Here is a 21501-nt window from a genome sequence, read left to right on the forward strand (position 1 = left end):
CTCGGCTATTTTCGATACAAAATAGCCTGTGAATACCACTGGCCCGGGATAACCGTCTCATCATTCATAATGATGAGATAATAATCGGCTTTTGCTGCTGCGGCTTTCTTCTTAATAATGGCTTCTGAGTCCATCGGAGAGCCACGTACCACGGCGGTCACGGTGCCTATTTTTGTTAATTCCGCAGTCTGAGTGCGCTGTACTTCCTGCGGATAATTCGTCGGCGACGGTGCTGGTTGCGGTGTACCCTGAAGCACGCTGCAGGCGCTGAGTAAGGCTGCCAAAAATAGTACGGATAGCCGTGGCATGATGGTTTCTCGTTTCTTGACGATCATAGTGTAGTTCCGGGTTTGGCCGTGCAAAGGGGGAATGTTCCCGATTTGTTATCTCAGGCGCGCTTTTGGCTGACTTTCGAATGAAAATCGCTAGCTAGATCTCATCGTTACAATAATCCCTAATCTGCGTTACTTTCCCTGATATTTCGCCGGAGGAGAAGAGAAGATGATCGAAATTTATAATGAGCGGTTTGCCGATGTTGAAGTGCTGCACGCGGTCCCTGCCAGAATGAAGCAGTCCCCGCTGCCGACGGTTATTTTCTATCACGGGTTTACCTCTTCAAAACTGGTCTATAGCTATTTCGCTGTGGCGCTGGCGCAGCGGGGATTTCGTGTTGTCATGCCTGATGCGCTCGATCATGGCGCTCGATACAGCGGTGATGCTCACGCTCGCCTGCAGAAGTTCTGGCCGATTTTAAAAAACAGTATTGATGAATTCCCGGCTCTCTATCAGGCATTAATCAACTCCGGCAGTGTTGCTGAGGGCAGACTTGCCGTGGGAGGGGCTTCTATGGGGGGCATGACGGCGCTGGGGATTATGGCGCGGCAGCCTGAAGTCCGCTGCGTTGCCTGCCTGATGGGATCTGGCTATTTTACGACGCTCGCCCAGACGCTGTTTCCACCTTCGGTGGAGGTACGTGACAAGATTATCGTCAGTCTGAAGGATTACGATGTTGGCGAGCAGCTTGAAGCGCTAAGCAACAGGCCGTTACTGCTCTGGCACGGTGAAGAAGATGATGTTGTGCCCGCCGTCGAAACGTTCAGGTTGCAGCAGGCGCTGGGGGCGAACAAGCTGGATAAAAACCTGACTTGCGTATGGGAAGCGGGCGTCAAACATCGCATTACGCCCGAAGCGTTAGACGCCACAAGCCAGTTTTTTGTCCGGTACCTGTAAGCACTAAACCAGGATGACTTTGATGCCACGTTCCTGAAGTTTTAACACGACTTCAGGATCGGCCTGCTTGCCGGTAATGACCAGATCTATTTGATCTGTGCGGCTGAACAGCATTCCAGCCCGTTGCCCGACTTTGCTGCTGTCAACCAACACCACCAGTTTGCCCACCACTCCCAGCATCTTCTGCTCTGCCATTGCGGTTAGCATATCGGTTTTATACAAACCTTCGGCGGTCAGTCCCTTGCCACTGGTAAACATCCAGTGTCCGGCATACAGCGACGTTTCATTCTCCTGTGGCCCGAGGGTGATAGAGTGGCTTTTATTGTACTGCCCCCCCATGATAACCACGCTGTCATGCTCCTGTTCGATAAGATAATTTGCCAGCGGTAAGTAGTTGGTAATGATTTGTACCGGTTTACTACAAATCTGTTGGCCGAGCAGAAAGGCTGTGGAGCCGCAGTTGATAACAATGCTTTCACCTGGGCTGACCAACTGAGAAGCCGCGCGGGCAATCCGTACTTTTTCATCATGGTTTTGAGCCTGATGAATGTTCATCGGCGACCAGCGCGGACGCTGCTCACTAACGGCTTCCGCACCGTTGCGGACTTTTTTCAGTTTGCCGCTCTCGTCGAGTTTATTGATATCACGCCGAGCCGTTGCGGGAGAGATTTTCAGCCGGGATATCACTTGCTCCACGGTGACAAACCCCGTTTGTGCAAGCAAATCCAGTAAAATTTGATGTCTTTGCGCTTCCGTCATGAGCAAATCCGATTAAAAGTGATAAGCAAAGATAATATTTAAAATCAGATGAAAATACTAATGTGGACGGAAAGAAATTCCGACGAGCGGTTTGTATTGACCGCTCGCCGGAGACATCTTACAGGAAGGACTTAAAGGGCAGATCGGGTTCCAGGGTGAAGCAGTCATCGAACCCACGTGGATAGTGGTATTCGTAGTTGTCTTTGTCCAACGGCCAGGTGAATTTCCCCCCAACCTGCCAGATGAAGGGCTTAAAGTGATATTTCAGCCGATCTTTCTTCATTTCCCACAGCATGCGGATTTCCTGTGGGTCGGCCTGGAAATTTGACCAGATATCGTGATGGAACGGGATGACCACTTTGGCGTTCAGTGATTCGGCCATACGCAGGATATCCGCGCTGGTCATTTTGTCGGTAATACCGCGTGGGTTCTCGCCATAGGAGCCCAGAGCCACATCGATTTGGTGCTCGTTACCGTGTTTTGCGTAGTAGTTAGAGTAGTGAGAATCACCGCTGTGGTACAGCGTGCCACCCGGCGTTTTGAATAAGTAGTTCACTGCGCGCTGGTCCATCCCGTCCGGCAGCACCCCCGCAGCTTTTTGATCGACCGGTAACGTGATCAGCGCGGTACGGTCAAACGCATCGAGCGCATGGATTTCAATATCTTTTATTTTTATAACGTCGCCAGGTTTTACCACGATGCAGCGTTCTTTCGGTACACCCCAGCCAATCCACAGATTAACGCAGGTTTGCGGGCCGATAAACGGTACGTCATCAGCACAGTTCTGCATGACTGCGGCAGCAACGTTCACATCAATGTGATCATTATGATCGTGCGTGGACAGTACGGCATCTATCTGGCGAATGGCGAATGGATCCAGAACAAACGGTGTAGTACGTAGGTTGGGTTGGAGTTTCTTCACGCCCGCCATGCGTTGCATCTGATGGCCTATTTTCATCAGCGGGTTGCCGTGACTTTGCTTACCTGTTCCGCACCAGAAATCGGTGCAAATATTGGCCCCGCCTTCTGATTTCAGCCAGATGCCTGTACAGCCCAGCCACCACATGGCAAAGGTGCCCGGCGCAACCTGCTCTTGTTCAATTTCTTCATTCAGCCAGCTCCCCCATTCCGGAAAGGTACTCAGAACCCATGATTCACGGGTGATCGTGTTCACTTTATTCATCGTTTTCACTCCTTTTTAATTCAAAATAAATCATATGGTGATTTCATTTGATTTAAAGTGGCACTATTTGATTCAGCTTGCAATAGCCTGATAGTGATATTTCGACTTGAAAACGGCAGCGTAAATCTATCTTTATGTTGGTTTGATATCGGTGAACTGTGGTTATTTAATTGAATTTAATGATTTATTTTCTTTGCTTTGAACGGCGGTGATAATCCATTCTCATCCTATGGAAATAATTTGCGTGATGCATCACAAATAATCAAATTTGATCTTTTTGTGATCATTTGTGATTGCTAGAGTGATGGCACCCACCACGAAGGGATTGCCCCTCGCGTTCTTATTTCTGGAGAGAGTTATGGAGATCCTCTACAACGTCTTTACCGTGTTCTTTAATCAGGTCATGACTAACGCCCCGCTGTTGCTGGGTATCGTGACGTGTCTGGGCTACATCCTTCTACGCAAAAGCGTCAGCGTCATCATTAAAGGCACCATCAAAACCATTATTGGTTTCATGTTGCTGCAGGCGGGTTCCGGCATTCTGACTAGCACTTTTAAGCCCGTGGTGGCAAAAATGTCGGAAGTGTATGGTATCAATGGCGCGATCTCTGACACCTATGCGTCAATGATGGCAACTATTGAGCGTATGGGTGATGCCTACAGTTGGGTGGGATATGCCGTACTACTCGCGCTGGCGCTGAACATCATTTACGTTCTGCTTCGCAGGATCACAGGCATTCGCACCATCATGTTGACCGGCCACATCATGTTCCAGCAGGCGGGGTTGATTGCCGTTGCTTTCTATATCTTCGGCTACCCAATGTTGACGACGATTATCTGTACTGCAGTGCTGGTGTCGCTCTACTGGGGCATTACCGCCAATATGATGTTTAAGCCGACGCAGGAAGTGACTGACGGCTGCGGTTTCTCTATTGGCCATCAACAGCAGTTTGCCTCCTGGGTGGCTTATAAAGTCGCGCCGTATCTTGGTAAAAAAGAGGAGAGCGTTGAAGACCTCAAGCTACCGGGCTGGCTTAATATTTTCCATGACAACATCGTCTCTACGGCGATTGTGATGACCCTCTTCTTCGGTGCCATTTTGCTCTCCTTTGGTATCGACGTTGTCCAGGCGATGGCGGGCAGCACCCACTGGACGGTCTATATCCTGCAAACCGGTTTCTCGTTCGCCGTGGCTATTTTCATCATCACTCAGGGCGTGCGTATGTTCGTCGCCGAGCTGTCCGAAGCGTTCAACGGTATTTCCCAGCGTTTGATTCCTGGCGCAGTGCTGGCGATTGATTGTGCCGCTATCTATAGCTTTGCGCCAAACGCCGTAGTTTGGGGCTTTTTGTGGGGCACCATCGGCCAGTTGATCGCCGTCGGTATTCTGGTGGGCCTCGGTTCTTCCATTCTGATTATTCCGGGCTTTATCCCAATGTTCTTCTCGAACGCCACCATCGGCGTCTTTGCTAATCACTTTGGCGGTTGGCGTGCTGCGCTGAAGATTTGTCTGGTGATGGGGATGATTGAAATCTTTGGCTGTGTCTGGGCGGTAAAACTCACTGGCATGAGCGCCTGGATGGGGATGGCCGACTGGTCAATTCTGGCACCACCGATGATGCAGGGCTTCGCCTCTGTCGGACTGGTCTTTATGGCCGTCATCATTCTGATTGCTCTGGCCTATATGTTCTTCGCTGGCCGTTGTTTGCGAGCGGAGGAAGATGCGGAAAAACAAACAGCAGAAGTTTCTGCTCGCTAAGGAGTCTCGATTATGACCGTACGTATCCTGGCCGTGTGTGGCAATGGGCAAGGGAGTTCCATGATCATGAAGATGAAAGTGGACCAGTTTTTAACTCAGTCAAATATTGACCATACGGTAAACAGTTGCGCGGTGGGGGAATACAAAAGTGAACTCAACGGCGCGGACATCATCATCGCATCCACGCATATCGCGGGAGAAATCACCGTAACAGGCAATAAATATGTTGTGGGGGTGCGAAATATGCTCTCGCCTGCTGATTTTGGACCAAAACTGCTGGAGGTGATCAATGCTCACTTTCCACAGGATGTGAAGGAGGGCAGCTAATGAAACTACGTAATTCGCTGGCAGACAATAACACCATCCTTTTACAGGCTGAGGCCCGTACCTGGCAGGAAGCGGTAAAGCTGAGTGTTGATCTGTTGGTTAAGGCTGACATTGTTGAGCCGCGTTATTACCAGGCCATTCTTGATGGTGTTGAGCAGCATGGTCCTTACTTTGTGATTGCGCCAGGGCTGGCGATGCCGCATGGCCGCCCGGAAGAGGGGGTCAAGAAAACCGGCTTCGCGCTGGTGACGCTAAAAACGCCTCTGGTGTTCAACCATGAAGATAATGATCCGGTCGATATTCTTATCACCATGGCGGCCATTGACGCCAGCACCCATCAGGAAGTGGGCATCATGCAGATCGTCAATCTCTTTGAAGATGAGGCTAATTTTGACCGTTTACGTGCCTGCCGCACCACGCAGGAAGTACTCGATTTAATTGATAATGCCACTGCGGCGGCTGTTTAAAAGGAGCATCAAATGTCATTACCAATGTTGCAGGTTGCGCTGGATAATCAATCAATGTCTTCCGCATATGAAACAACCCGCCTGATTGCCGATGAAGTGGACATCATTGAAGTTGGTACCATTCTTTGTGTGGCTGAAGGTGTACGCTCCGTTCGCGATCTGAAGTCGCTCTATCCGCAAAAAATTGTGCTGGCTGATGCCAAAATTGCCGATGCCGGTAAAATTCTTTCCCGCATGTGTTTTGAAGCGAGCGCCGACTGGGTAACCGTTATTTGCTGTGCGGATCTTAACACCGTCAAGGGCGCACTGGATGTGGCGAAAGAGTTTGACGGTGACATACAGATTGAACTGACAGGCTACTGGACGTGGTCGCAGGCGAAGGCGTGGCGTGATGCGGGCATCGCGCAGGTGGTTTATCACCGTAGCCGTGATGCACAGGCGGCCGGTATGGCGTGGGGCGAAGCAGATATCAATGCCATTAAATGTCTGTCTGATATGGGCTTTAAGGTCACCGTAACCGGCGGCCTGACGCTGGAAGATTTGCCGCTTTTCCAGGGGATTCCGATTCACGTCTTTATTGCCGGTCGCAGCATTCGCGATGCGGCTGCACCTGCGGAAGCGGCACGGCAGTTTAAACGTTCTATTGCCCAGTTGTGGGGCTAAGGAGCGGTTATGCTGTCGAAACATATTCCGCTCGGCATCTATGAAAAAGCACTTCCCTCCGGGGAGTGCTGGCTGGAACGCCTGCGGTTGGCGAAAACACTCCTTTTTGACTTCGTCGAGATGTCGGTTGATGAAACCGATGCCCGATTGGCTCGCCTGGACTGGCGCAAAGAACAGCGCCTCGCTTTGATCAACGCGATTGCCGAAACCGGTGTGCGTGTTCCTTCTATGTGCCTCAGTGCTCATCGACGTTTCCCTCTCGGTAGCGAAGACGATGCGGTACGGAACCACGGTCTGGAGATCATGCGCAAGGCGATTCAACTGGCACAGGATGTGGGCATTCGAGTTATCCAACTGGCGGGTTATGACGTTTATTATCAGGAGGCCAATGACGAGACGCGCCGCCGTTTTCGCGAGAGCCTTAAAGAGTGCGTCGAACTGGCAAGCCGCGCGCAGGTGATGCTGGCGATGGAAATCATGGATTACCCGCTGATGAATTCAGTCAGTAAGGCATTGGGCTATGTCCATTACCTGAATAATCCGTGGTTCCAGCTCTATCCTGATATTGGCAACTTGTCCGCGTGGGATAACGATGTGCAGATGGAGCTACAGGCCGGGATGGGGCATATCGTCGCAGTGCATGTGAAGGATGCAAGGCCAGGTGTGTTTAAAAGCGTGCCGTTTGGTGAAGGCGTGGTTGATTTCGAAGGTTGTTTTGAGACTCTCCAACAGAGTGGCTATTGTGGCCCCTACCTGATTGAAATGTGGAGTGAAACGGCCGATGACCCGGCAGCAGAAGTGGCGCGCGCGCGCGATTGGGTGAGAGCGCGGATGGTGCAGGCTGGACTGGTGGAGGCATCATAATGCAAAAGCTCAAACAGCAGGTTTTTGACGCTAACATGGATTTACCGCGCTATGGCCTGGTGACCTTCACCTGGGGCAACGTGAGTGCCATTGACCGGGAGCGTGGGCTGGTGGTCATTAAACCCAGCGGCATAGCCTACGAGATCATGAGTGTGGACGATATGGTGGTGGTGGATCTGGAGGGCAATGTGGTGGAAGGTAAGCTCCGTCCTTCTTCCGATACGGCTACGCATCTGGCGTTGTATCGCCACTATCCGCGTCTTGGCGGCGTGGTGCATACCCACTCGACGCATGCTACGGCCTGGGCGCAGGCCGGTCTTGCCATTCCTGCGCTGGGCACGACTCATGCGGACTACTTCTTTGGCGACATCCCGTGCACCAGAGCGTTAAGCGCCAGTGAAGTTGAAGAGGATTACGAGCTGAACACCGGGCGGGTGATCATTGAAACGCTGGACGTAATGGAGCCACTGCATACGCCGGGAATTGTGGTGTTTCAACACGGGCCTTTTGCCTGGGGCAAAGATGCTCATGATGCGGTGCATAACGCGGTCGTTATGGAAGAAGTCGCCAGAATGGCGTGGATTGCTCGCGGCATTAATCCCCTCCTTGGCCGCATGGATGATTACCTGATAAACAAGCATTTCATGCGTAAGCATGGTCCGAATGCCTATTACGGGCAAAAGTGAACGCGTGTGTTGGATGTTAAAGCCGCTGTCACCAGCGGTATTGGGGCGTTATCCAAAAAAAGCCCCCGCAAGCGGGGGCAAGTCAAACATGGATTTTTAGGTCGTGGTGTCTTCTCTGGTGTTTACGCGTACTCTCAAACTACCGGTAGATATCAGCGCTGACGTGCATATTGCCGTTGCTGCCCGGTTCTCTCATGATTATCGTGTGATAAAACTTCGCGTTGTGCTGGTCAGCATCCTGTTGAATTGCCGATTCCGCTTCAGAAACGGTAGCGAAGTTGTGGTTGATGTAAATAACGCCCAGGCTCTGAACGTCGTCCATATTTCTGGCCTGGCGGGCGTCGATTTTTATAGCTGCGGCCGCAGTTGCGCTAAAGAGCAGAACAGCGGCAAGGGCAATAACGATATTTTTCATGATGCGCTCCACTACAACAAACCTGAAATCCGTGGTCGTCGCTCCTGTTAATGGCTGTGGCGGCCTGTTACCAATAAGTGTAATTCCTGATGGCTGAATAAAAAGTGACCATTTCTGATGGTCTCTTTCAAAATATTTTGACGATCTGCTGCTTTGTTTTGAAATTCACAGGGTTAGCCATTCCCCCTGTCATAAAGAGAATTTATTTGCCTGCGGCCTTGAGTTTGGCGGCCTGGGTAAGTATGATTACGCGTCAATTTTTCAGCCGCAATTCAAACACGTTCCTTGCTTCCATGGGCCGCGGCTGACCCTGACAGGAGGCTGAATAATCCGTAAGGAGCAATTCGATGCGTCATTACGAAATCGTTTTTATGGTCCATCCTGACCAGAGCGAACAGGTTCCGGGCATGATCGAACGTTACACTGGTGCAATCACTGCAGCAGCAGGTACGATCCACCGTCTGGAAGACTGGGGCCGCCGTCAGCTGGCTTACCCGATCAACAAACTGCACAAAGCTCACTACGTTCTGCTGAACGTTGAAGCTCCGCAGGAAGCGATCGATGAGCTGGAAACTAACTTCCGCTTCAACGACGCCGTTATCCGCAGCATGGTTATGCGCGTTAAGCACGCGGTTACCGAAGCATCTCCAATGGTTAAAGCGAAAGACGAGCGCCGTGAGCGTCGCGATGATTTCGCTAACGAAACCGCTGATGATGCAGATGCTGGGGATTCTGAAGAGTAATTCTGATGATGGCCAACCGCCTGGCGTTGTCTGGCACAGTGTGCAAGACGCCCCTTCGCAAGGTCAGCCCCTCAGGAATTCCTCACTGCCAGTTCGTGCTTGAGCACCGTTCTGTGCAAGAGGAAGCCGGTCTTAACCGGCAGGCATGGTGCCGAATGCCAGTGATTGTTAGCGGGCACGCGAACCAGGCCATTACTCACAGTATAACGGTCGGTACGCAAATCACGGTTCATGGGTTCATTACTTGTCATCAGATGAAAAATGGCCTGAACAAAGTGGTCTTGCATGCCGAGCAGATTGAATTGATAGATTCTGGAGACTAGCCATATGGCACGTTATTTCCGTCGTCGCAAGTTCTGCCGTTTCACCGCGGAAGGCGTTCAAGAGATCGACTATAAAGATATCGCTACGCTGAAAAACTACATCACCGAAAGCGGTAAGATTGTCCCAAGCCGTATCACCGGTACCCGTGCAAAATACCAGCGTCAGCTGGCTCGCGCTATCAAACGCGCTCGCTACCTGTCTCTGCTGCCGTACACTGATCGTCATCAGTAATCGGTCACGGTCCATTAATACGACTTTGAGAGGATAAGGTAATGCAAGTTATTCTGCTTGATAAAGTAGCAAACCTGGGTAGCCTGGGTGATCAGGTTAACGTTAAAGCGGGCTATGCTCGTAACTTCCTGGTACCACAGGGTAAAGCTGTTCCTGCTACCAAGAAAAACGTTGAGTTCTTCGAAGCACGCCGTGCAGAACTGGAAGCTAAACTGGCTGACGTTCTGGCTGCTGCTGCAGCTCGCGCTGAGAAAATCAACGCACTGGAAACCGTAACCATCGCGTCCAAAGCTGGCGACGAAGGTAAACTGTTCGGTTCCATCGGTACTCGCGACATCGCTGACGCTGTAACTGCAGCTGGCGTTGCTGTTGCTAAGAGCGAAGTTCGCCTGCCGAACGGCGTTCTGCGCACCACCGGTGAGCACGAAGTGGACTTCCAGGTTCACAGCGAAGTATTCGCTAAACTGACTGTAAACGTTGTAGCTGAATAAGTTTTTATTCACTGCTCGTAAAAACGCCAGCCTCGTGCTGGCGTTTTGCTTTTCTGAGGCCGGACGCGTTTACTGCGCGCGAATAAAGCTGCCGTTCGGCTGGCGGGTAAACAGCACCTGCTGATCGTTGCCGATATCGATGGTTAAGCCCGTCACCACCCCGTTGGCATTCTGCCTGATCTGCACCATTTGCCCGGTCTGTAGGTTGCTCAGCGGCTTGCTGTCACCTTCAACCTGCGCCATCGCGTAAACGTCCGCTGGCGGTAAATTATGATCGCGGAACAGCTGGGCCATCGTCTGGCCGGCCGCTACGCGATAGGAGCGCCACTGCTGCTCAATATCATTGTTGTCATGGGGAACGGGAGCCTGGGGTTGCTCCTCCACGCGTGGAGGCTCAACCGGTGTCGCTGGAACATTGCTATTGGTTGAAGGCGTCAGTTCAGCCTGCATCGGTGACTGAGATTGTACGGAGAGCTGTGCATCGCGTGAGACCGGGCGACTATCATTATCTGCCCCTGGCAGGAGAAAGCCGAGAATGACGCACGCGAAGCCAAGGATAATGCCTCGGCGGTGCAGGGGAGGTAACGGATCCAACAAGCGGATATGCTCAGGTGCATGCCAAATCCGCGTAAGCCATGGTTTAACAGCGAATTGCATGGGCAACCCTCCTCAAAAGAATACTTTCCAGTATAGACTCGTCCTGCTTCAAGCTGCCGGTATTGGCTGCAACTCGAATTATTTAGAGTGTAAACGCTAACTGTTTGATGCCTGTGGCAATCCCGGTTTCCGTGACGGTGAACCGCAGTTTTGCGCCCGCTTAAGCTATTGTTCCCGTTTCGTTTGCATTTGTCACCTTTCCTCCAATGTCATTTACCCTGCGGATTGACGCTGTTATGCTTCGGGCTTGCTTTTAAACATCATGAAAGGAAAATCCATGACAACCCCTTCTTTTGACAGCGTCGAAGCGCAAGCAAGTTACGGTATTGGTCTGCAGGTAGGCCAGCAGCTGAGCGAGTCCGGCCTGCAAGGTTTACTGCCAGAAGCGTTGGTCGCTGGCCTCCGTGACGCGCTGGAAGGGAATGCCCCTGCCGTGCCTGTTGACGTTGTACACCGCGCTCTGCGTGAAGTTCACGAACGTGCGGACGAAGTGCGTCGCGAACGTCAGAAAGAGCTGGCGGTAGAAGGCCAGAAATACCTGGCTGAGAACGCAGAGAAAGAAGGCGTGAGCAGCACCGAATCTGGCCTGCAGTTCCGCGTTATCACTCAGGGTACTGGCCCAATTCCTGCCCGGAAAGATCACGTGCGCGTGCATTACACCGGTAAGCTGATCGACGGCACCGTTTTCGATAGCTCCGTCCAGCGTGGCGAACCGGCAGAGTTCCCGGTAAGCGGCGTTATTGCTGGCTGGATCGAAGCGCTGACCCTGATGCCGGTTGGCTCCAAATGGGAACTGACCATTCCGCACAACCTCGCTTACGGTGAGCGCGGTGCCGGTGCTTCTATCCCACCATTCAGCACCCTGGTGTTTGAAGTCGAGCTGCTGGAAATTCTGTAAAGCGCTCAGAACCCCGCCAGGTGCGGGGTTTTGCATTGCCTAATAATAAACTAGCGTGATTTTATCTTGCATTAACCTGTTTTACGGGTATTTTTGTGAGCCATATCGCGCAGTGAATGCGATTTCACACTCAAATTAAACAAAAAATTAACATTACCCTTGTGCTTATTATTTATCCCACCGATTCTTACCTCGTATCACACAAAACAACATCACGTAAAAACAGTTCACGGGCCAGTAGAGCCTGAAAAAACAGACAGGTACAGGAAAATACAAACATGGTAGATCAGGTCAAAGTCGCGGATGACGCTCAGGCGCCGACCGAGCAGTCGCTGCGGCGTAATTTAACAAACCGCCATATTCAGCTTATTGCCATTGGGGGTGCCATCGGCACCGGCTTGTTCATGGGGTCAGGGAAAACCATCAGCCTTGCGGGGCCGTCCATCATCTTCGTCTACATGATCATCGGCTTTATGCTGTTCTTCGTGATGCGTGCGATGGGCGAGCTGCTGCTATCGAATCTGGAATATAAATCGTTCAGCGATTTTGCCGCAGATTTGCTGGGGCCGTGGGCGGGATATTTCACCGGTTGGACGTATTGGTTCTGCTGGGTGGTGACCGGTATGGCGGACGTCGTGGCGATAACCGCCTACGCCCAGTTCTGGTTCCCCGGGCTTTCCGACTGGGTCGCCTCGCTGGCCGTTGTGCTGGTGCTGCTGAGCCTGAACCTGGCCACCGTGAAAATGTTCGGTGAGATGGAGTTCTGGTTCGCGATGATCAAAATCGTCGCTATTGTGGCGCTGATCGTCATCGGCCTGGTGATGGTGTTGACTAGCTTCCATTCCCCGTCCGGCGTTGAGGCCTCCTTCAACAACCTCTGGAACGATGGCGGCTGGTTCCCGAAAGGCATCAGCGGCTTCTTTGCCGGGTTCCAGATAGCGGTCTTTGCCTTCGTGGGCATTGAGCTGGTGGGCACCACGGCCGCGGAAACCAAAGATCCTGAAAAATCACTGCCGCGGGCGATTAACTCGATCCCGGTGCGTATCATTATGTTCTACGTCTTCTCGCTGATCATCATCATGTCGGTGACGCCGTGGAGCTCCGTGGTGCCGAACAAGAGCCCGTTCGTTGAGCTCTTCATGCTGGTCGGCCTGCCGGCTGCGGCAAGTATCATCAACTTTGTGGTGCTGACTTCTGCGGCTTCCTCCGCGAACAGCGGCGTGTTCTCCACCAGCCGTATGCTGTTCGGCCTGGCGCAGGACGGCGTGGCGCCTAAAGCGTTCGCTAAGCTTTCCAAACGTGCGGTACCGGCGAAAGGGTTAACCTTCTCCTGTATCTGTCTGCTGGGCGGCGTGGTAATGCTTTACGTGAACCCGAACGTGATTGCGGCTTTTACTATGATCACCACGGTTTCCGCGATTCTGTTCATGTTCGTCTGGACCATCATTCTTTGCTCGTATCTGGTGTACCGCAAACAGCGTCCTCATCTGCACGAGAAGTCCATCTATAAGATGCCGCTGGGCAAGCTGATGTGCTGGGTGTGCATGGCGTTCTTCGTCTTTGTGATTGTCCTGCTGACGCTGGAAGATGATACCCGTCAGGCGCTGATCGTGACGCCGCTGTGGTTCATTGTGCTGGGGGCTGGTTGGCTGTTCATCGGTAAGAAACGTCTGGCAAATATCGGTAAGTAAGCGCGCAGTATAAATGTTAAAAAACCTCTCCTTTTCTGGAGAGGTTTTTTTGTAAGGCGAACTACTTATTTTTCCCCGCTCAACGCGCGTGGAAACAGGACGTTATTCTCCAGACTGATGTGGTTCATCAGGTCTTCAATCAGTTCATTAATCCCGTTATACATCGCTTTCCACGTCGTGCAGGCTTCCGGCGGAGGCGTGACGTTATTGGTGGTGTGCTTAATCACCTCCAGCAGTTCGCCCGCATCATCATGCTCGCTTTCCATCACGCTAATCGGGCCGCCGGCCTGAGTGCCCATGCCCTGCTTAATCATTGGGAACAGGATTTGTTCCTCTTTCATCATGTGGCTGCTCAATTCCTGATGCAGCATGGTGAGGTATTTCGCCAGCCCTTTCGGCACGTTGGGCTTATCGGCATGGACACGCTCGACTTTGGTTGCCTGCAGAATCAGCTCCGGCAACTGCTCACGGTGGCGGTCGTGGAAGCGCACAATAATGTGGTCGATGATTTCTGCCAGCGGCGCAGCGCGCCAGTCTTTTTCTACCGGCTCTTCGGATAATGCGGTCAGCTGAGCTTCGATAGCGTCCAGATCCAATTCCTTACGCGTTGCCGCGCGCAGTAGCGTCTGTTTCCCGCCGCAGCAAAAATCCAAATCCAGTTTACGAAACAGCGCGGAAGCGCGTGGAATAGTCAGCGCCAGTTCACCTAAAGGTTGATCGCGGTAGGCCATAGCTTGATTCCTCATCATGAAATATAAGATGCATTTTAAATGCATCTTTATGTGGGCACTATAACCCTTTCGGGGCAGCGATCATAGCGAGATGTGGATCACAAAAAATGTTTTCTGCTTAACATACTGAATGATTACAAAAAATCCCCAAAAATGGTGGTTTGTTGATGGACGAAGCATAAATAACCATGAGGTACTGCCGATAGTTAGACGTCGGACAATATCTGCATAAGAAAAGGCTATACATGTTTAAAAGAATGAAAGTTATCACCTTACTGGTTACCGTGTTAATTGTGCTGGGGCTCATGCAGCTGCTGTCAGCCACGGTTTTCATCAATGCCCTCAATAACGATAAGAACAACTTCACTGTCTCCCAACTCTCCAGCCAGAACGTGGCTGAATTTACCGATGCCTGGATCGGCCTCAACCAGGCTCGCGTCACGCTGAACCGCGGCATGCTGCGTATTCAGGGCAGCATGGCGAATCAGATCAACGGCGGGCAGCTCCAGGAGTTAGTCGCCACGGCTAATTCACTGCTGGCGGAAGCGCAAAGCCATTTCGAAAAGTATCAGGCGTTACCCGATACCCCAGGTTTACGTCCACACCTGAGCGATGAGCTGGAAGCGCAATACCATAACTACGCTTCAACGCTTGCCAAAATGAACACCTTCCTGGCCGAGGGCAACCTCGAGCAAATGTTCAAGCAGAATGCGGAACAAAAGCAGGTGGTGATGCAGAAGGTCTACCGCGAATGGCGCGATGAGCAGGCCGAGCTGTCCAGCCAGGGCGTGCGCGATAATCAGGCCGACTACCAGCGGATTCTGTGGATCCTCAGCGTCGTCATGCTTGGCGTCATCGGCGTGATTGTGGTGAGCTGGGTCGCGATGCGTCGCGTCCTGCTGATGCCGCTGCGTGAAGTGATGGATCATATTCGTGCCATTGCCGCAGGTGACCTGACCCGGCCTATTGAGGCCGAAGGCAAAAACGAAATGGCCCTGCTGGCTAATAGCGTGAAAGAGATGCAAACCGCCCTGGCAAATACCGTCAGCGTAGTGCGCGACGGGGCCGACACCATTTATACCGGCGCCGGTGAAATCTCTGCCGGCAGCAACGATCTCTCTTCCCGTACCGAACAGCAGGCGGCTTCGCTGGAAGAAACGGCGGCCAGCATGGAACAGCTGACGGCGACGGTGAAGCAAAACGCCGACAACGCACGGCAGGCTTCTCGTCTTGCGCTGGACGCTTCCACGACCGCGAAAAAAGGCGGCAATGTGGTCGAAGGCGTGGTGCGGACGATGGATGAAATTGCCACCAGCTCAAGCAAAATCGCCCAAATCACCAGCGTGATTGACGGTATTGCTTTCCAGACTAACATCCTGGCGCTTAACGCTGCGGTAGAAGCGGCCAGAGCGGGTGAGCAGGGGCGTGGGTTCGCCGTGGTCGCGGGTGAAGTGCGGACGCTTGCCCAGCGCAGTGCCCAGGCGGCAAAAGAGATTAAAGCGCTGATCGATGATTCCGGCGAGCGCGTTAACGCAGGCTCAGATCTGGTGAATGAAGCCGGTAAAACGATGGCGGAAATCGTCAGCGCCGTAACCCGGGTTACCGATATTATGGGTGAAATTGCGTCCGCGTCGGACGAGCAAAGCCGGGGTATCGACCAGGTTGGGCAGGCCGTGGCGGAGATGGACCGCGTGACCCAGCAGAATGCCTCGCTGGTCGAAGAGTCCGCGGCCGCAGCGGCTGCGCTTGAAGAGCAGGCTTCGCGCCTTAATGAAGCGGTAGCGGTGTTTAAAATCAGCCGTCGTGCGCCGAGTCTCGTAAAAGCAGCTCACGTAAAAACGCCGCAATTAAAAGCCAAACAGGTGATGCCGGTTTCGGATGCGAACTGGGAAACCTTCTAAAAAAACCCCGGCGATATTTAGCCGGGACCTTCTTCTTAAGGCCGGGGTAAATCCCGGCTTTTTTATGCCTCGGAAACCTGAACCACCGTTGCTTTCTCCGGTTTGGATCGCACCGCGAGCACCACGCCAATCGTCAGGCACAGCACCCCGCCGAGCGTCAGCAGCGGCGGCCAGCTCTGGCGAATCATAAAGGTGTAAGCCAGGCCGGCTAAGGTCTCAAAGACGATCAGCGGGCCGACAATGACCGTCGGCAGGCGCTGGCAGGCGATGTTCCAGCACAGATTACCCAGCCACGAACAAAGAACGGCAATCGCCAGCATCAGGGTGATAAAGACTTCCGGGCGCGGGCCGAAAGGCAGGGTAAAGCCTGAATCATGACTGCCCATCCAAATGCACACGGCGACATAACCGATAAGCGAGAAGGGCAGCGTGGAAAGCCCCTGAACCGTGGCCCACATCATTGGGTTTTTATCCGGATTTTCCCGAAGCCAGCGGGCATTGCGCAGGGCATACCAGGCCCAACAGGCCACCGAAACAAAGGCCAGCAGAATACCGCTGGCGTAGCGCCACCAGCTGAAATCGGCCTGCTCTCCGCGAAGCTCGGCGGTATTTACCATAATTAACCCGGCGGCAATCACCACCAGCGCCGGGGCAAGGCGTCGCCACGGCAGCTTGCCGTCTCTTTTGCTGTATAGCAGGTTAGCAAAAATGGGGATCACCACCGGCAGCGTGCCGATGATCATCGTCGCGATAGGCGCCCCGGTACGCTGAATGGCGCTTGCCAGGCAGACGTAATAAATCAGGTTCCCGACGCTCGAGAGCTTCAGGGCGGTAAACCAGTCCTGGCGGCTCAGCTCGCGCAGGCGCTTACGCCCAAGCCAGGCAATGGGAATCGCAATCAGCCCAAGGGCCAGATAGCGCCCGGTCGACTGCAGGGCAGCCGGATAGTCCGGGACGATAATTGGCCCTACAAAAATTAATCCCCACATCAGCCCCGCCAGCAGGGCGTACAGCACACCACTTAACATCTTTATTTCCTGCAACAACACAATTTAGCGGCAGTGTAGGGTGATCGTACTGTGGCGTATTGTACCAGGTTGCTGTCTTGTTAGCGGGTGACCTGCTTTTGGTAACGCCCGGGAGTAATGCCATAGCGCTGGGCAAAGGCGCGGGTCAGGTGCGCCTGGTCCGTCAGGCCGCTGGCGGCGGCAACCTGGGCCGCGGGCATGCCGTTAGTGAGGAATTGTTTGGCGTGCCACAGGCGAATCGCCATCAGCATCTGATGCGGAGTGACGTGATAACAGGCTTTGAACTGCCTTTGGAAATGGTAAGGACTAAGGGACACCAGCCCCGATAAATCTTCAAGGGTGATGGTGTGCATATAGTTGTCGTAAAGGTATTCGCGGACGAGGGCGAAGCGGTTCGCCGCCTCGTGAGGCCCTGGAAGATGGCGGGCATAGGGGCGAAATGCCTCAACAAGATTCAGCAACAGCCCCTGCTGAGTGAGCGTATCCTCGGCCTGCCAAAGGCCCGCAATAAATTGCGAAACCTGGCGGGCGCGGGCGGGATCGTGATTCACGGCGGCGTTAAACCACCAGCTTCTCTCCCCGGTCAGCGACTCCAGCAGGTTAGGATCCAGGTAAATCATGCGGTACTGCCAGCCGTCTTCGCTGGCGGCTTCGCCAGTATGCAGCTCATCCGGGTTCATGAGCACCAGCGAGTCCGTGGGGGCAACCAGTTGCTCGCCCCGGTAGCGGAAACGCTCTGCACCCCAGGTGATGGCCCCGATGCCGAAGGCTTCGTGGGTGTGTGGCTCAAAGGCGTACTTCGCAATATGGGCATGATAAAGCTCAACGCCCGGCAACTGCGGCAAATGCCGAAACTGGGCGCTGTCTCTCTCATCGCTAAACTGCTCGGGAACTCCCTGCACGCTTTCTCTCCACGCGGATTCTCCCGTTATTATAGAGATGTCCGCGTACAGGGCTAGTTATTAACCACTTTTTAACAATTAAAGGGCGCTTTTCACGCTGTCGCGAAGCGATGTGGTTGGGCGACCGAGCAGTTTGCTGAGCTGGTGGCTGTCGTCAAAAAGACCACCTTTTTCCGCTCCAGCATCGGAGTTGGCCAGCAGCGCGGCAAAGCCTTCCGGCAGGCCAGTGCCCTGCAGCGCAGCTTTAAAATCGGCCTCATTCAGGTTCTGATAAACCACGGGCTTGCCGCTTTGCTGGCTGACTTCCGCCGCCAGTTCGGTCAGCGTCCAGCCGCGATCTCCCGCCAGCTCATAAACTTTGCCTGCCTGGTTATCCAGCGTCATCACTTTAGCAGCCGCTGCCGCGTAATCAGCCCGCGTTGCAGAGGCGATTTTGCCTTCCCCGGCGCTGCCGATAAACACGCCGTGCTGAATCGCAGGCGGTACGCTGGCCAGGTAGTTTTCGGTATACCAGCCGTTACGCAGCAGCACGAATGGAACGCCGGAGGCTTTGAGCTGCTGCTCCGTGACAATGTGTTCTTCGGCGAGGGCCAGTGGCGATTTGTCGGCATGCAGCAGGCTGGTATAGGCGATGAGTTTCACGCCTGCCTGTTTAGCTGCGGCAATAATATTGTTGTGCTGAGCGGCGCGCTGGCCAACCTCGCTGGAGGAGATCAGCAGCACTTTTTCCACACCTGAGAACGCTTTTGCCAGGGCTGACACATCCCCGTAATCTGCCTCGCGAACCTGTACGCCACGGCTGGCAAAATCGTCAACTTTGGCCGGGTTACGCACAACGGCCACGATCTCTTCGGCTTTCACGGTTTTCAACAAATCTTCAATAACAAGGCGGCCCAACTGGCCGGATGCGCCGGTAATCGCAATCATGATCAATCTCCTGAGTGATGTTTCGAACAAGTTGTGCCACACTAGCACCCTAACTAACTTTTAGTAAGTACGTACAAAAAGGTAAGTGTTAAATGAGTGAAATCATCGAAGCGCCCATGACGCTGAGCGAGCAGCTGCGCAACGGCAATCTGTTTAGCGACAAATGCCCCTCGCGGGATGTGCTGAAACACGTGACCAGCCGCTGGGGTGTCTTAATTTTAGTGGCATTACAGGACGGCACTCATCGTTTTAGCGATTTAAGGCGCAAGATGGGCGGCGTGAGCGAGAAAATGCTGGCGCAGACGCTGCAGTGGCTGGAGGCGGACGGTTTTGTGGATCGCAAATCTTACCCGGTTGTACCGCCGCACGTAGAGTACACGCTGACGCCGATGGGCCACGAAATTGCCGAGAAAGTGGCCGCGCTGGCCGACTGGATCGAGGGGAATTTGCCGCAGGTAATGGCGTCCCGGGAGAAACGGGACGCCTGAGGCACTTACTTGCTTAAATCAAGCTGATAGACAGCAAAACCAATGTCGTCGTTAGCGACTTTTTTCATTGGGTATTGGCCTTTTTCTTTGATAAAGGCGGCGGCTTTGTCGGTCGGCGAGGTTTCAAAGCGGATGTCCAGCGGCTGCTTGCTGGCTATAGGCGCCAGACGCCAGTTGTTGTCCGCCGCAGGATGAATTTCGCCCTGAGCACCGATCCAGTTAGCCAGCACCGAGCGGTTCTCATCCGGGGAAGCAAACGCGATGTGGCTGTCGCCGGTTCCGGCAAACTTGCCGCCGTAAGCGCGGTAGTTATTGGTTGCCACCAGGAAGACGGCATTCGGGTCGATAGGTTTACCCTTGAAGGTGAGGTCTTTGATGCGCTCGGCCTTCGGGTTCACCATCTGGCATTCACCGTCGTAGCGAGCCGGCTGGCTGACGTCTATCTGGTAGTTCACGCCGTCGATGACGTCGAAGTTGTAGGTACGGAAGCCGTCCCAGTTGATCAGTTCCTGAGGCTTAGTGCTGTTCACGTCGATCTGGTTGAACTGCCCGGCGGAACACTCCAGCCACTCTTTAACTTCTTTCCCGGTCGCTTTCACCACCACCAGCGTGTTCGGGTAAAGGTAGAGATCGGCGGCGTTGCGGAAGGTCAGCTGGCCTTTTTCAACTTCAACAAAGCTCGCCGGATCGTTTTTACGCCCGCCCACTTTGAACGGCGCGGCGGCGGAAAGCACCGGCAGATTCGCAAGATCCGGGTCGCCCTGAATGTATTTCTCGACGTAGGCCTTCTGCGCGTTATTCACCACCTGAACGGTGGGATCGTCCTGCACCAGCGCCAGATAGCTGTACATGTTGTCAGCCGATTTACCCACCGGCTTGCTGACAAACTCGTGGGTTGCAGTGTGATCGTGCTCAAGCACTTTCTTCAGGTTCTGATCTTCTGCCGCCAGCGATTTTTTGGCTACGCTGTCATAAATTGGCCGCGCTTCCGCCTTGCTGCTGGTGACCTTCCAACTGCCAGAATCGTTGTTCAGCACCAGATCTACCACGCCGAGGTGGTCGCCCCACATGCCCGGCATCACGGCAGGCACGCCGTTCAGGGTGCCTTTTTCGATATCGGCCCCTTTAATATTGGCAAAGTCTTTTCCAGGGAATACGGCATGGGCATGGCCGAACATAATGGCGTCCACGCCTGGTACCTGGCTGAGGTAATAAACGGAGTTTTCTGCCATCGCCTGATAAGGCTCGCTGGACAGCCCCGAGTGGGCAATCACGACGACTACATCAGCGCCCTGTTGGCGCATTTCCGGCACGTATTTTTTGGCGGTTTCGGTAATGTCGTTCACCGTCACTTTGCCGCTCAGGTTGGCTTTATCCCAGGTCATGATTTGCGGCGGCACGAAGCCGATGTAGCCGATGCGCAGCGTCTGGGTTTTACCGTCTTTGTCTTTGACTTCTGTTTCTTTAATCAGGTACGGCGTGAACATTGGCTTCTGGGTTTTCACGTCGATGATATTGGCGTTCACATACGGGAATTTCGCGCCAGCGAGGGCTTTGTGCAGGAAGTCGAGGCCGTAGTTGAATTCGTGGTTGCCCAGGTTGCCGACCGTATAGTCGAGCGTATTCAGCGCTTTATAAACCGGATGAATTTCCCCGGCTTTAAGCCCTTTTGCGGCCGCGTAATCACCGAGCGGGCTGCCCTGAATAATATCGCCGTTATCCACCAGCACGCTGTTAGTGACTTCACCGCGCGCGGCATTGATCAAACTTGCTGTGCGTACCAGACCGAACTTCTCTGTCGGCGTATCTTTGTAGTAATCGAAGTCCATCATGTTGCTGTGCAGATCGGTCGTTTCCATGATCCGCAGGTCAACGGTGGCCGCATTGACGCTGGCGGCTATCAGCGTCGCCAGAAGCGTTGCGCTAAACTTAATCATGTTTAAATGTCCTTTTTAGAGGTACGCCACAGAGGGCAATGTATATACAGACTGTTGCTTACAATTTTGTGAAGTCTGCCAGAATTTAAGCCCGGTAAACCAGAAATGCTTCACAGATAGCGCATCGTGGTGCAATGAGATATAAGTAAAACAATAAGTTATTCGCTCGATGTAGCGCAGAGACACAACGCGAGGTGGA

25 protein-coding genes are annotated in these 21501 nt (G+C 53.3%); 15 read left to right on the top strand and 10 right to left on the bottom strand.

Annotation, left to right across the window (positions count from 1 at the left end; genetic code table 11):
* Positions 1–5: 5 nt before the first annotated feature.
* Positions 6–335 carry a biofilm peroxide resistance protein BsmA gene (gene bsmA, locus F3J26_RS08685; protein WP_008460390.1) on the bottom strand — a complete coding sequence of 110 codons (330 nt, stop codon included), beginning with the start codon at positions 333–335 and terminating at the stop codon, positions 6–8.
* Positions 336–501: 166 nt separating this feature from the next.
* Between bsmA and yjfP the strand changes: the two genes are divergently transcribed.
* The gene (gene yjfP, locus F3J26_RS08690) at positions 502–1230 is read left to right on the top strand and encodes an esterase (protein ID WP_166993317.1); all 729 of its coding nucleotides are present in this window, start codon (positions 502–504) and stop codon (positions 1228–1230) included.
* Positions 1231–1233: 3 nt separating this feature from the next.
* Here the strand turns inward: yjfP and ulaR are convergent, their stop codons facing one another.
* Positions 1234–1989, bottom strand: coding sequence for an HTH-type transcriptional regulator UlaR (gene ulaR / locus F3J26_RS08695; RefSeq protein WP_008460394.1), 756 nt, complete (start codon positions 1987–1989; stop codon positions 1234–1236).
* A gap of 118 nt (positions 1990–2107) precedes the next feature.
* Complete coding sequence (gene ulaG, locus F3J26_RS08700) at positions 2108–3172, bottom strand: L-ascorbate 6-phosphate lactonase (protein WP_166993320.1); 1065 nt, start codon at positions 3170–3172, stop codon at positions 2108–2110.
* 358 nt (positions 3173–3530) lie between these two features.
* Between ulaG and ulaA the strand changes: the two genes are divergently transcribed.
* Genes ulaA through F3J26_RS08730 form a run of 6 tightly spaced genes read left to right on the top strand, consistent with a single transcriptional unit; the run spans position 3531 to position 7938 of the window.
* Positions 3531–4931: a PTS ascorbate transporter subunit IIC gene (gene ulaA, locus F3J26_RS08705; protein ID WP_008460399.1), complete on the top strand. Its 1401-nt coding sequence runs from the start codon at positions 3531–3533 to the stop codon at positions 4929–4931.
* Between the two features lie 12 nt (positions 4932–4943).
* Entirely contained in the window at positions 4944–5258 is a 315-nt protein-coding gene (gene ulaB, locus F3J26_RS08710; protein ID WP_008460400.1) for a PTS ascorbate transporter subunit IIB, read from the top strand.
* Positions 5258–5725, top strand: a complete 468-nt coding sequence (ulaC, locus tag F3J26_RS08715; protein ID WP_166993323.1) for a PTS ascorbate transporter subunit IIA — start codon at positions 5258–5260, stop codon at positions 5723–5725. Before ulaB ends, ulaC begins: the two co-directional genes overlap by 1 nt.
* A 12-nt stretch (positions 5726–5737) precedes the next feature.
* Entirely contained in the window at positions 5738–6388 is a 651-nt protein-coding gene (locus F3J26_RS08720) for a 3-keto-L-gulonate-6-phosphate decarboxylase UlaD (protein WP_008460402.1), read from the top strand.
* Between the two features lie 9 nt (positions 6389–6397).
* Complete coding sequence (locus tag F3J26_RS08725; RefSeq protein ID WP_166993326.1) at positions 6398–7252, top strand: L-ribulose-5-phosphate 3-epimerase; 855 nt, start codon at positions 6398–6400, stop codon at positions 7250–7252.
* The gene (locus tag F3J26_RS08730) at positions 7252–7938 is read left to right on the top strand and encodes an L-ribulose-5-phosphate 4-epimerase (protein ID WP_008460404.1); all 687 of its coding nucleotides are present in this window, start codon (positions 7252–7254) and stop codon (positions 7936–7938) included. Before F3J26_RS08725 ends, F3J26_RS08730 begins: the two co-directional genes overlap by 1 nt.
* A 139-nt stretch (positions 7939–8077) precedes the next feature.
* On the opposite strand, the gene yjfY is transcribed toward F3J26_RS08730, so the two are convergent.
* A complete protein-coding gene (yjfY, locus tag F3J26_RS08735) occupies positions 8078–8353 on the bottom strand; it encodes a DUF1471 family protein YjfY (protein ID WP_166993329.1) in 276 nt (91 codons plus the stop codon).
* A 347-nt stretch (positions 8354–8700) separates the two neighbouring features.
* Here yjfY and rpsF point away from each other — a divergent pair, with 347 nt between their 5' ends.
* Genes rpsF through rplI form a run of 4 tightly spaced genes read left to right on the top strand, consistent with a single transcriptional unit; the run spans position 8701 to position 10142 of the window.
* Positions 8701–9096: a 30S ribosomal protein S6 gene (gene rpsF, locus F3J26_RS08740; RefSeq protein ID WP_008460407.1), complete on the top strand. Its 396-nt coding sequence runs from the start codon at positions 8701–8703 to the stop codon at positions 9094–9096.
* Between the two features lie 8 nt (positions 9097–9104).
* A complete protein-coding gene (gene priB / locus F3J26_RS08745) occupies positions 9105–9419 on the top strand; it encodes a primosomal replication protein N (protein ID WP_008460409.1) in 315 nt (104 codons plus the stop codon).
* Between the two features lie 4 nt (positions 9420–9423).
* Positions 9424–9651 carry a 30S ribosomal protein S18 gene (rpsR, locus tag F3J26_RS08750; protein WP_000135199.1) on the top strand — a complete coding sequence of 76 codons (228 nt, stop codon included), beginning with the start codon at positions 9424–9426 and terminating at the stop codon, positions 9649–9651.
* Between the two features lie 41 nt (positions 9652–9692).
* Entirely contained in the window at positions 9693–10142 is a 450-nt protein-coding gene (gene rplI, locus F3J26_RS08755; protein WP_008460412.1) for a 50S ribosomal protein L9, read from the top strand.
* A 69-nt stretch (positions 10143–10211) separates the two neighbouring features.
* Here rplI and F3J26_RS08760 read toward each other — a convergent pair whose 3' ends face one another.
* Positions 10212–10805, bottom strand: coding sequence for an OapA family protein (locus F3J26_RS08760; protein ID WP_166993332.1), 594 nt, complete (start codon positions 10803–10805; stop codon positions 10212–10214).
* 271 nt (positions 10806–11076) lie between these two features.
* On the opposite strand from F3J26_RS08760, the gene bamJ reads away from it, so the two are divergent.
* Positions 11077–11697 carry a BamJ family beta-barrel-assembly machinery protein gene (gene bamJ / locus F3J26_RS08765; RefSeq protein WP_008460415.1) on the top strand — a complete coding sequence of 207 codons (621 nt, stop codon included), beginning with the start codon at positions 11077–11079 and terminating at the stop codon, positions 11695–11697.
* 278 nt (positions 11698–11975) lie between these two features.
* Entirely contained in the window at positions 11976–13388 is a 1413-nt protein-coding gene (gene cycA / locus F3J26_RS08770) for a D-serine/D-alanine/glycine transporter (RefSeq protein ID WP_039289735.1), read from the top strand.
* A 65-nt stretch (positions 13389–13453) separates the two neighbouring features.
* Here the strand turns inward: cycA and ytfE are convergent, their stop codons facing one another.
* Positions 13454–14119, bottom strand: a complete 666-nt coding sequence (gene ytfE / locus F3J26_RS08775) for an iron-sulfur cluster repair protein YtfE (RefSeq protein ID WP_008460417.1) — start codon at positions 14117–14119, stop codon at positions 13454–13456.
* 245 nt (positions 14120–14364) lie between these two features.
* On the opposite strand from ytfE, the gene F3J26_RS08780 reads away from it, so the two are divergent.
* Complete coding sequence (locus tag F3J26_RS08780) at positions 14365–16020, top strand: methyl-accepting chemotaxis protein (protein WP_166993335.1); 1656 nt, start codon at positions 14365–14367, stop codon at positions 16018–16020.
* 62 nt (positions 16021–16082) lie between these two features.
* Here F3J26_RS08780 and F3J26_RS08785 read toward each other — a convergent pair whose 3' ends face one another.
* The 3 genes from F3J26_RS08785 to F3J26_RS08795 form a co-directional block, all read right to left on the bottom strand.
* Positions 16083–17048 carry a DMT family transporter gene (locus F3J26_RS08785; RefSeq protein WP_008460419.1) on the bottom strand — a complete coding sequence of 322 codons (966 nt, stop codon included), beginning with the start codon at positions 17046–17048 and terminating at the stop codon, positions 16083–16085.
* A gap of 80 nt (positions 17049–17128) precedes the next feature.
* A complete protein-coding gene (locus F3J26_RS08790; protein ID WP_166993338.1) occupies positions 17129–17950 on the bottom strand; it encodes an AraC family ligand binding domain-containing protein in 822 nt (273 codons plus the stop codon).
* 78 nt (positions 17951–18028) lie between these two features.
* Entirely contained in the window at positions 18029–18877 is an 849-nt protein-coding gene (locus tag F3J26_RS08795; RefSeq protein ID WP_166993341.1) for an SDR family oxidoreductase, read from the bottom strand.
* A 92-nt stretch (positions 18878–18969) separates the two neighbouring features.
* Between F3J26_RS08795 and F3J26_RS08800 the strand changes: the two genes are divergently transcribed.
* Positions 18970–19365 carry a winged helix-turn-helix transcriptional regulator gene (locus tag F3J26_RS08800; RefSeq protein WP_008460422.1) on the top strand — a complete coding sequence of 132 codons (396 nt, stop codon included), beginning with the start codon at positions 18970–18972 and terminating at the stop codon, positions 19363–19365.
* A 5-nt stretch (positions 19366–19370) separates the two neighbouring features.
* Here the strand turns inward: F3J26_RS08800 and F3J26_RS08805 are convergent, their stop codons facing one another.
* Entirely contained in the window at positions 19371–21302 is a 1932-nt protein-coding gene (locus F3J26_RS08805) for a bifunctional 2',3'-cyclic-nucleotide 2'-phosphodiesterase/3'-nucleotidase (protein ID WP_166993344.1), read from the bottom strand.
* Positions 21303–21501 lie beyond the last annotated feature (199 nt).

It is taken from the genome of Enterobacter sp. Ap-867, assembly GCF_011752855.1.
In the GTDB taxonomy this organism is placed as follows: domain Bacteria; phylum Pseudomonadota; class Gammaproteobacteria; order Enterobacterales; family Enterobacteriaceae; genus Cedecea.

Bases quoted from the DNA above. Each gene is read 5' to 3' on its own strand.
- F3J26_RS08720 (WP_008460402.1), top strand. From the start codon at position 5,738: ATGTCATTACCAATGTTGCAGGTTGCGCTGGATAATCAATCAATGTCT.
- bsmA (WP_008460390.1), bottom strand. From the start codon at position 335: ATGATCGTCAAGAAACGAGAAACCATCATGCCACGGCTATCCGTACTA.
- F3J26_RS08730 (WP_008460404.1), top strand. From the start codon at position 7,252: ATGCAAAAGCTCAAACAGCAGGTTTTTGACGCTAACATGGATTTACCG.
- yjfP (WP_166993317.1), top strand. From the start codon at position 502: ATGATCGAAATTTATAATGAGCGGTTTGCCGATGTTGAAGTGCTGCAC.
- F3J26_RS08785 (WP_008460419.1), bottom strand. From the start codon at position 17,048: ATGTTAAGTGGTGTGCTGTACGCCCTGCTGGCGGGGCTGATGTGGGGA.
- rplI (WP_008460412.1), top strand. From the start codon at position 9,693: ATGCAAGTTATTCTGCTTGATAAAGTAGCAAACCTGGGTAGCCTGGGT.
- rpsF (WP_008460407.1), top strand. From the start codon at position 8,701: ATGCGTCATTACGAAATCGTTTTTATGGTCCATCCTGACCAGAGCGAA.
- F3J26_RS08805 (WP_166993344.1), bottom strand. From the start codon at position 21,302: ATGATTAAGTTTAGCGCAACGCTTCTGGCGACGCTGATAGCCGCCAGC.
- yjfY (WP_166993329.1), bottom strand. From the start codon at position 8,353: ATGAAAAATATCGTTATTGCCCTTGCCGCTGTTCTGCTCTTTAGCGCA.
- priB (WP_008460409.1), top strand. From the start codon at position 9,105: ATGGCCAACCGCCTGGCGTTGTCTGGCACAGTGTGCAAGACGCCCCTT.
- F3J26_RS08800 (WP_008460422.1), top strand. From the start codon at position 18,970: ATGAGTGAAATCATCGAAGCGCCCATGACGCTGAGCGAGCAGCTGCGC.
- ulaR (WP_008460394.1), bottom strand. From the start codon at position 1,989: ATGACGGAAGCGCAAAGACATCAAATTTTACTGGATTTGCTTGCACAA.
- F3J26_RS08780 (WP_166993335.1), top strand. From the start codon at position 14,365: ATGTTTAAAAGAATGAAAGTTATCACCTTACTGGTTACCGTGTTAATT.
- cycA (WP_039289735.1), top strand. From the start codon at position 11,976: ATGGTAGATCAGGTCAAAGTCGCGGATGACGCTCAGGCGCCGACCGAG.
- ulaA (WP_008460399.1), top strand. From the start codon at position 3,531: ATGGAGATCCTCTACAACGTCTTTACCGTGTTCTTTAATCAGGTCATG.
- ulaG (WP_166993320.1), bottom strand. From the start codon at position 3,172: ATGAATAAAGTGAACACGATCACCCGTGAATCATGGGTTCTGAGTACC.
- F3J26_RS08725 (WP_166993326.1), top strand. From the start codon at position 6,398: ATGCTGTCGAAACATATTCCGCTCGGCATCTATGAAAAAGCACTTCCC.
- ulaC (WP_166993323.1), top strand. From the start codon at position 5,258: ATGAAACTACGTAATTCGCTGGCAGACAATAACACCATCCTTTTACAG.
- bamJ (WP_008460415.1), top strand. From the start codon at position 11,077: ATGACAACCCCTTCTTTTGACAGCGTCGAAGCGCAAGCAAGTTACGGT.
- ulaB (WP_008460400.1), top strand. From the start codon at position 4,944: ATGACCGTACGTATCCTGGCCGTGTGTGGCAATGGGCAAGGGAGTTCC.
- rpsR (WP_000135199.1), top strand. From the start codon at position 9,424: ATGGCACGTTATTTCCGTCGTCGCAAGTTCTGCCGTTTCACCGCGGAA.
- F3J26_RS08795 (WP_166993341.1), bottom strand. From the start codon at position 18,877: ATGATTGCGATTACCGGCGCATCCGGCCAGTTGGGCCGCCTTGTTATT.
- ytfE (WP_008460417.1), bottom strand. From the start codon at position 14,119: ATGGCCTACCGCGATCAACCTTTAGGTGAACTGGCGCTGACTATTCCA.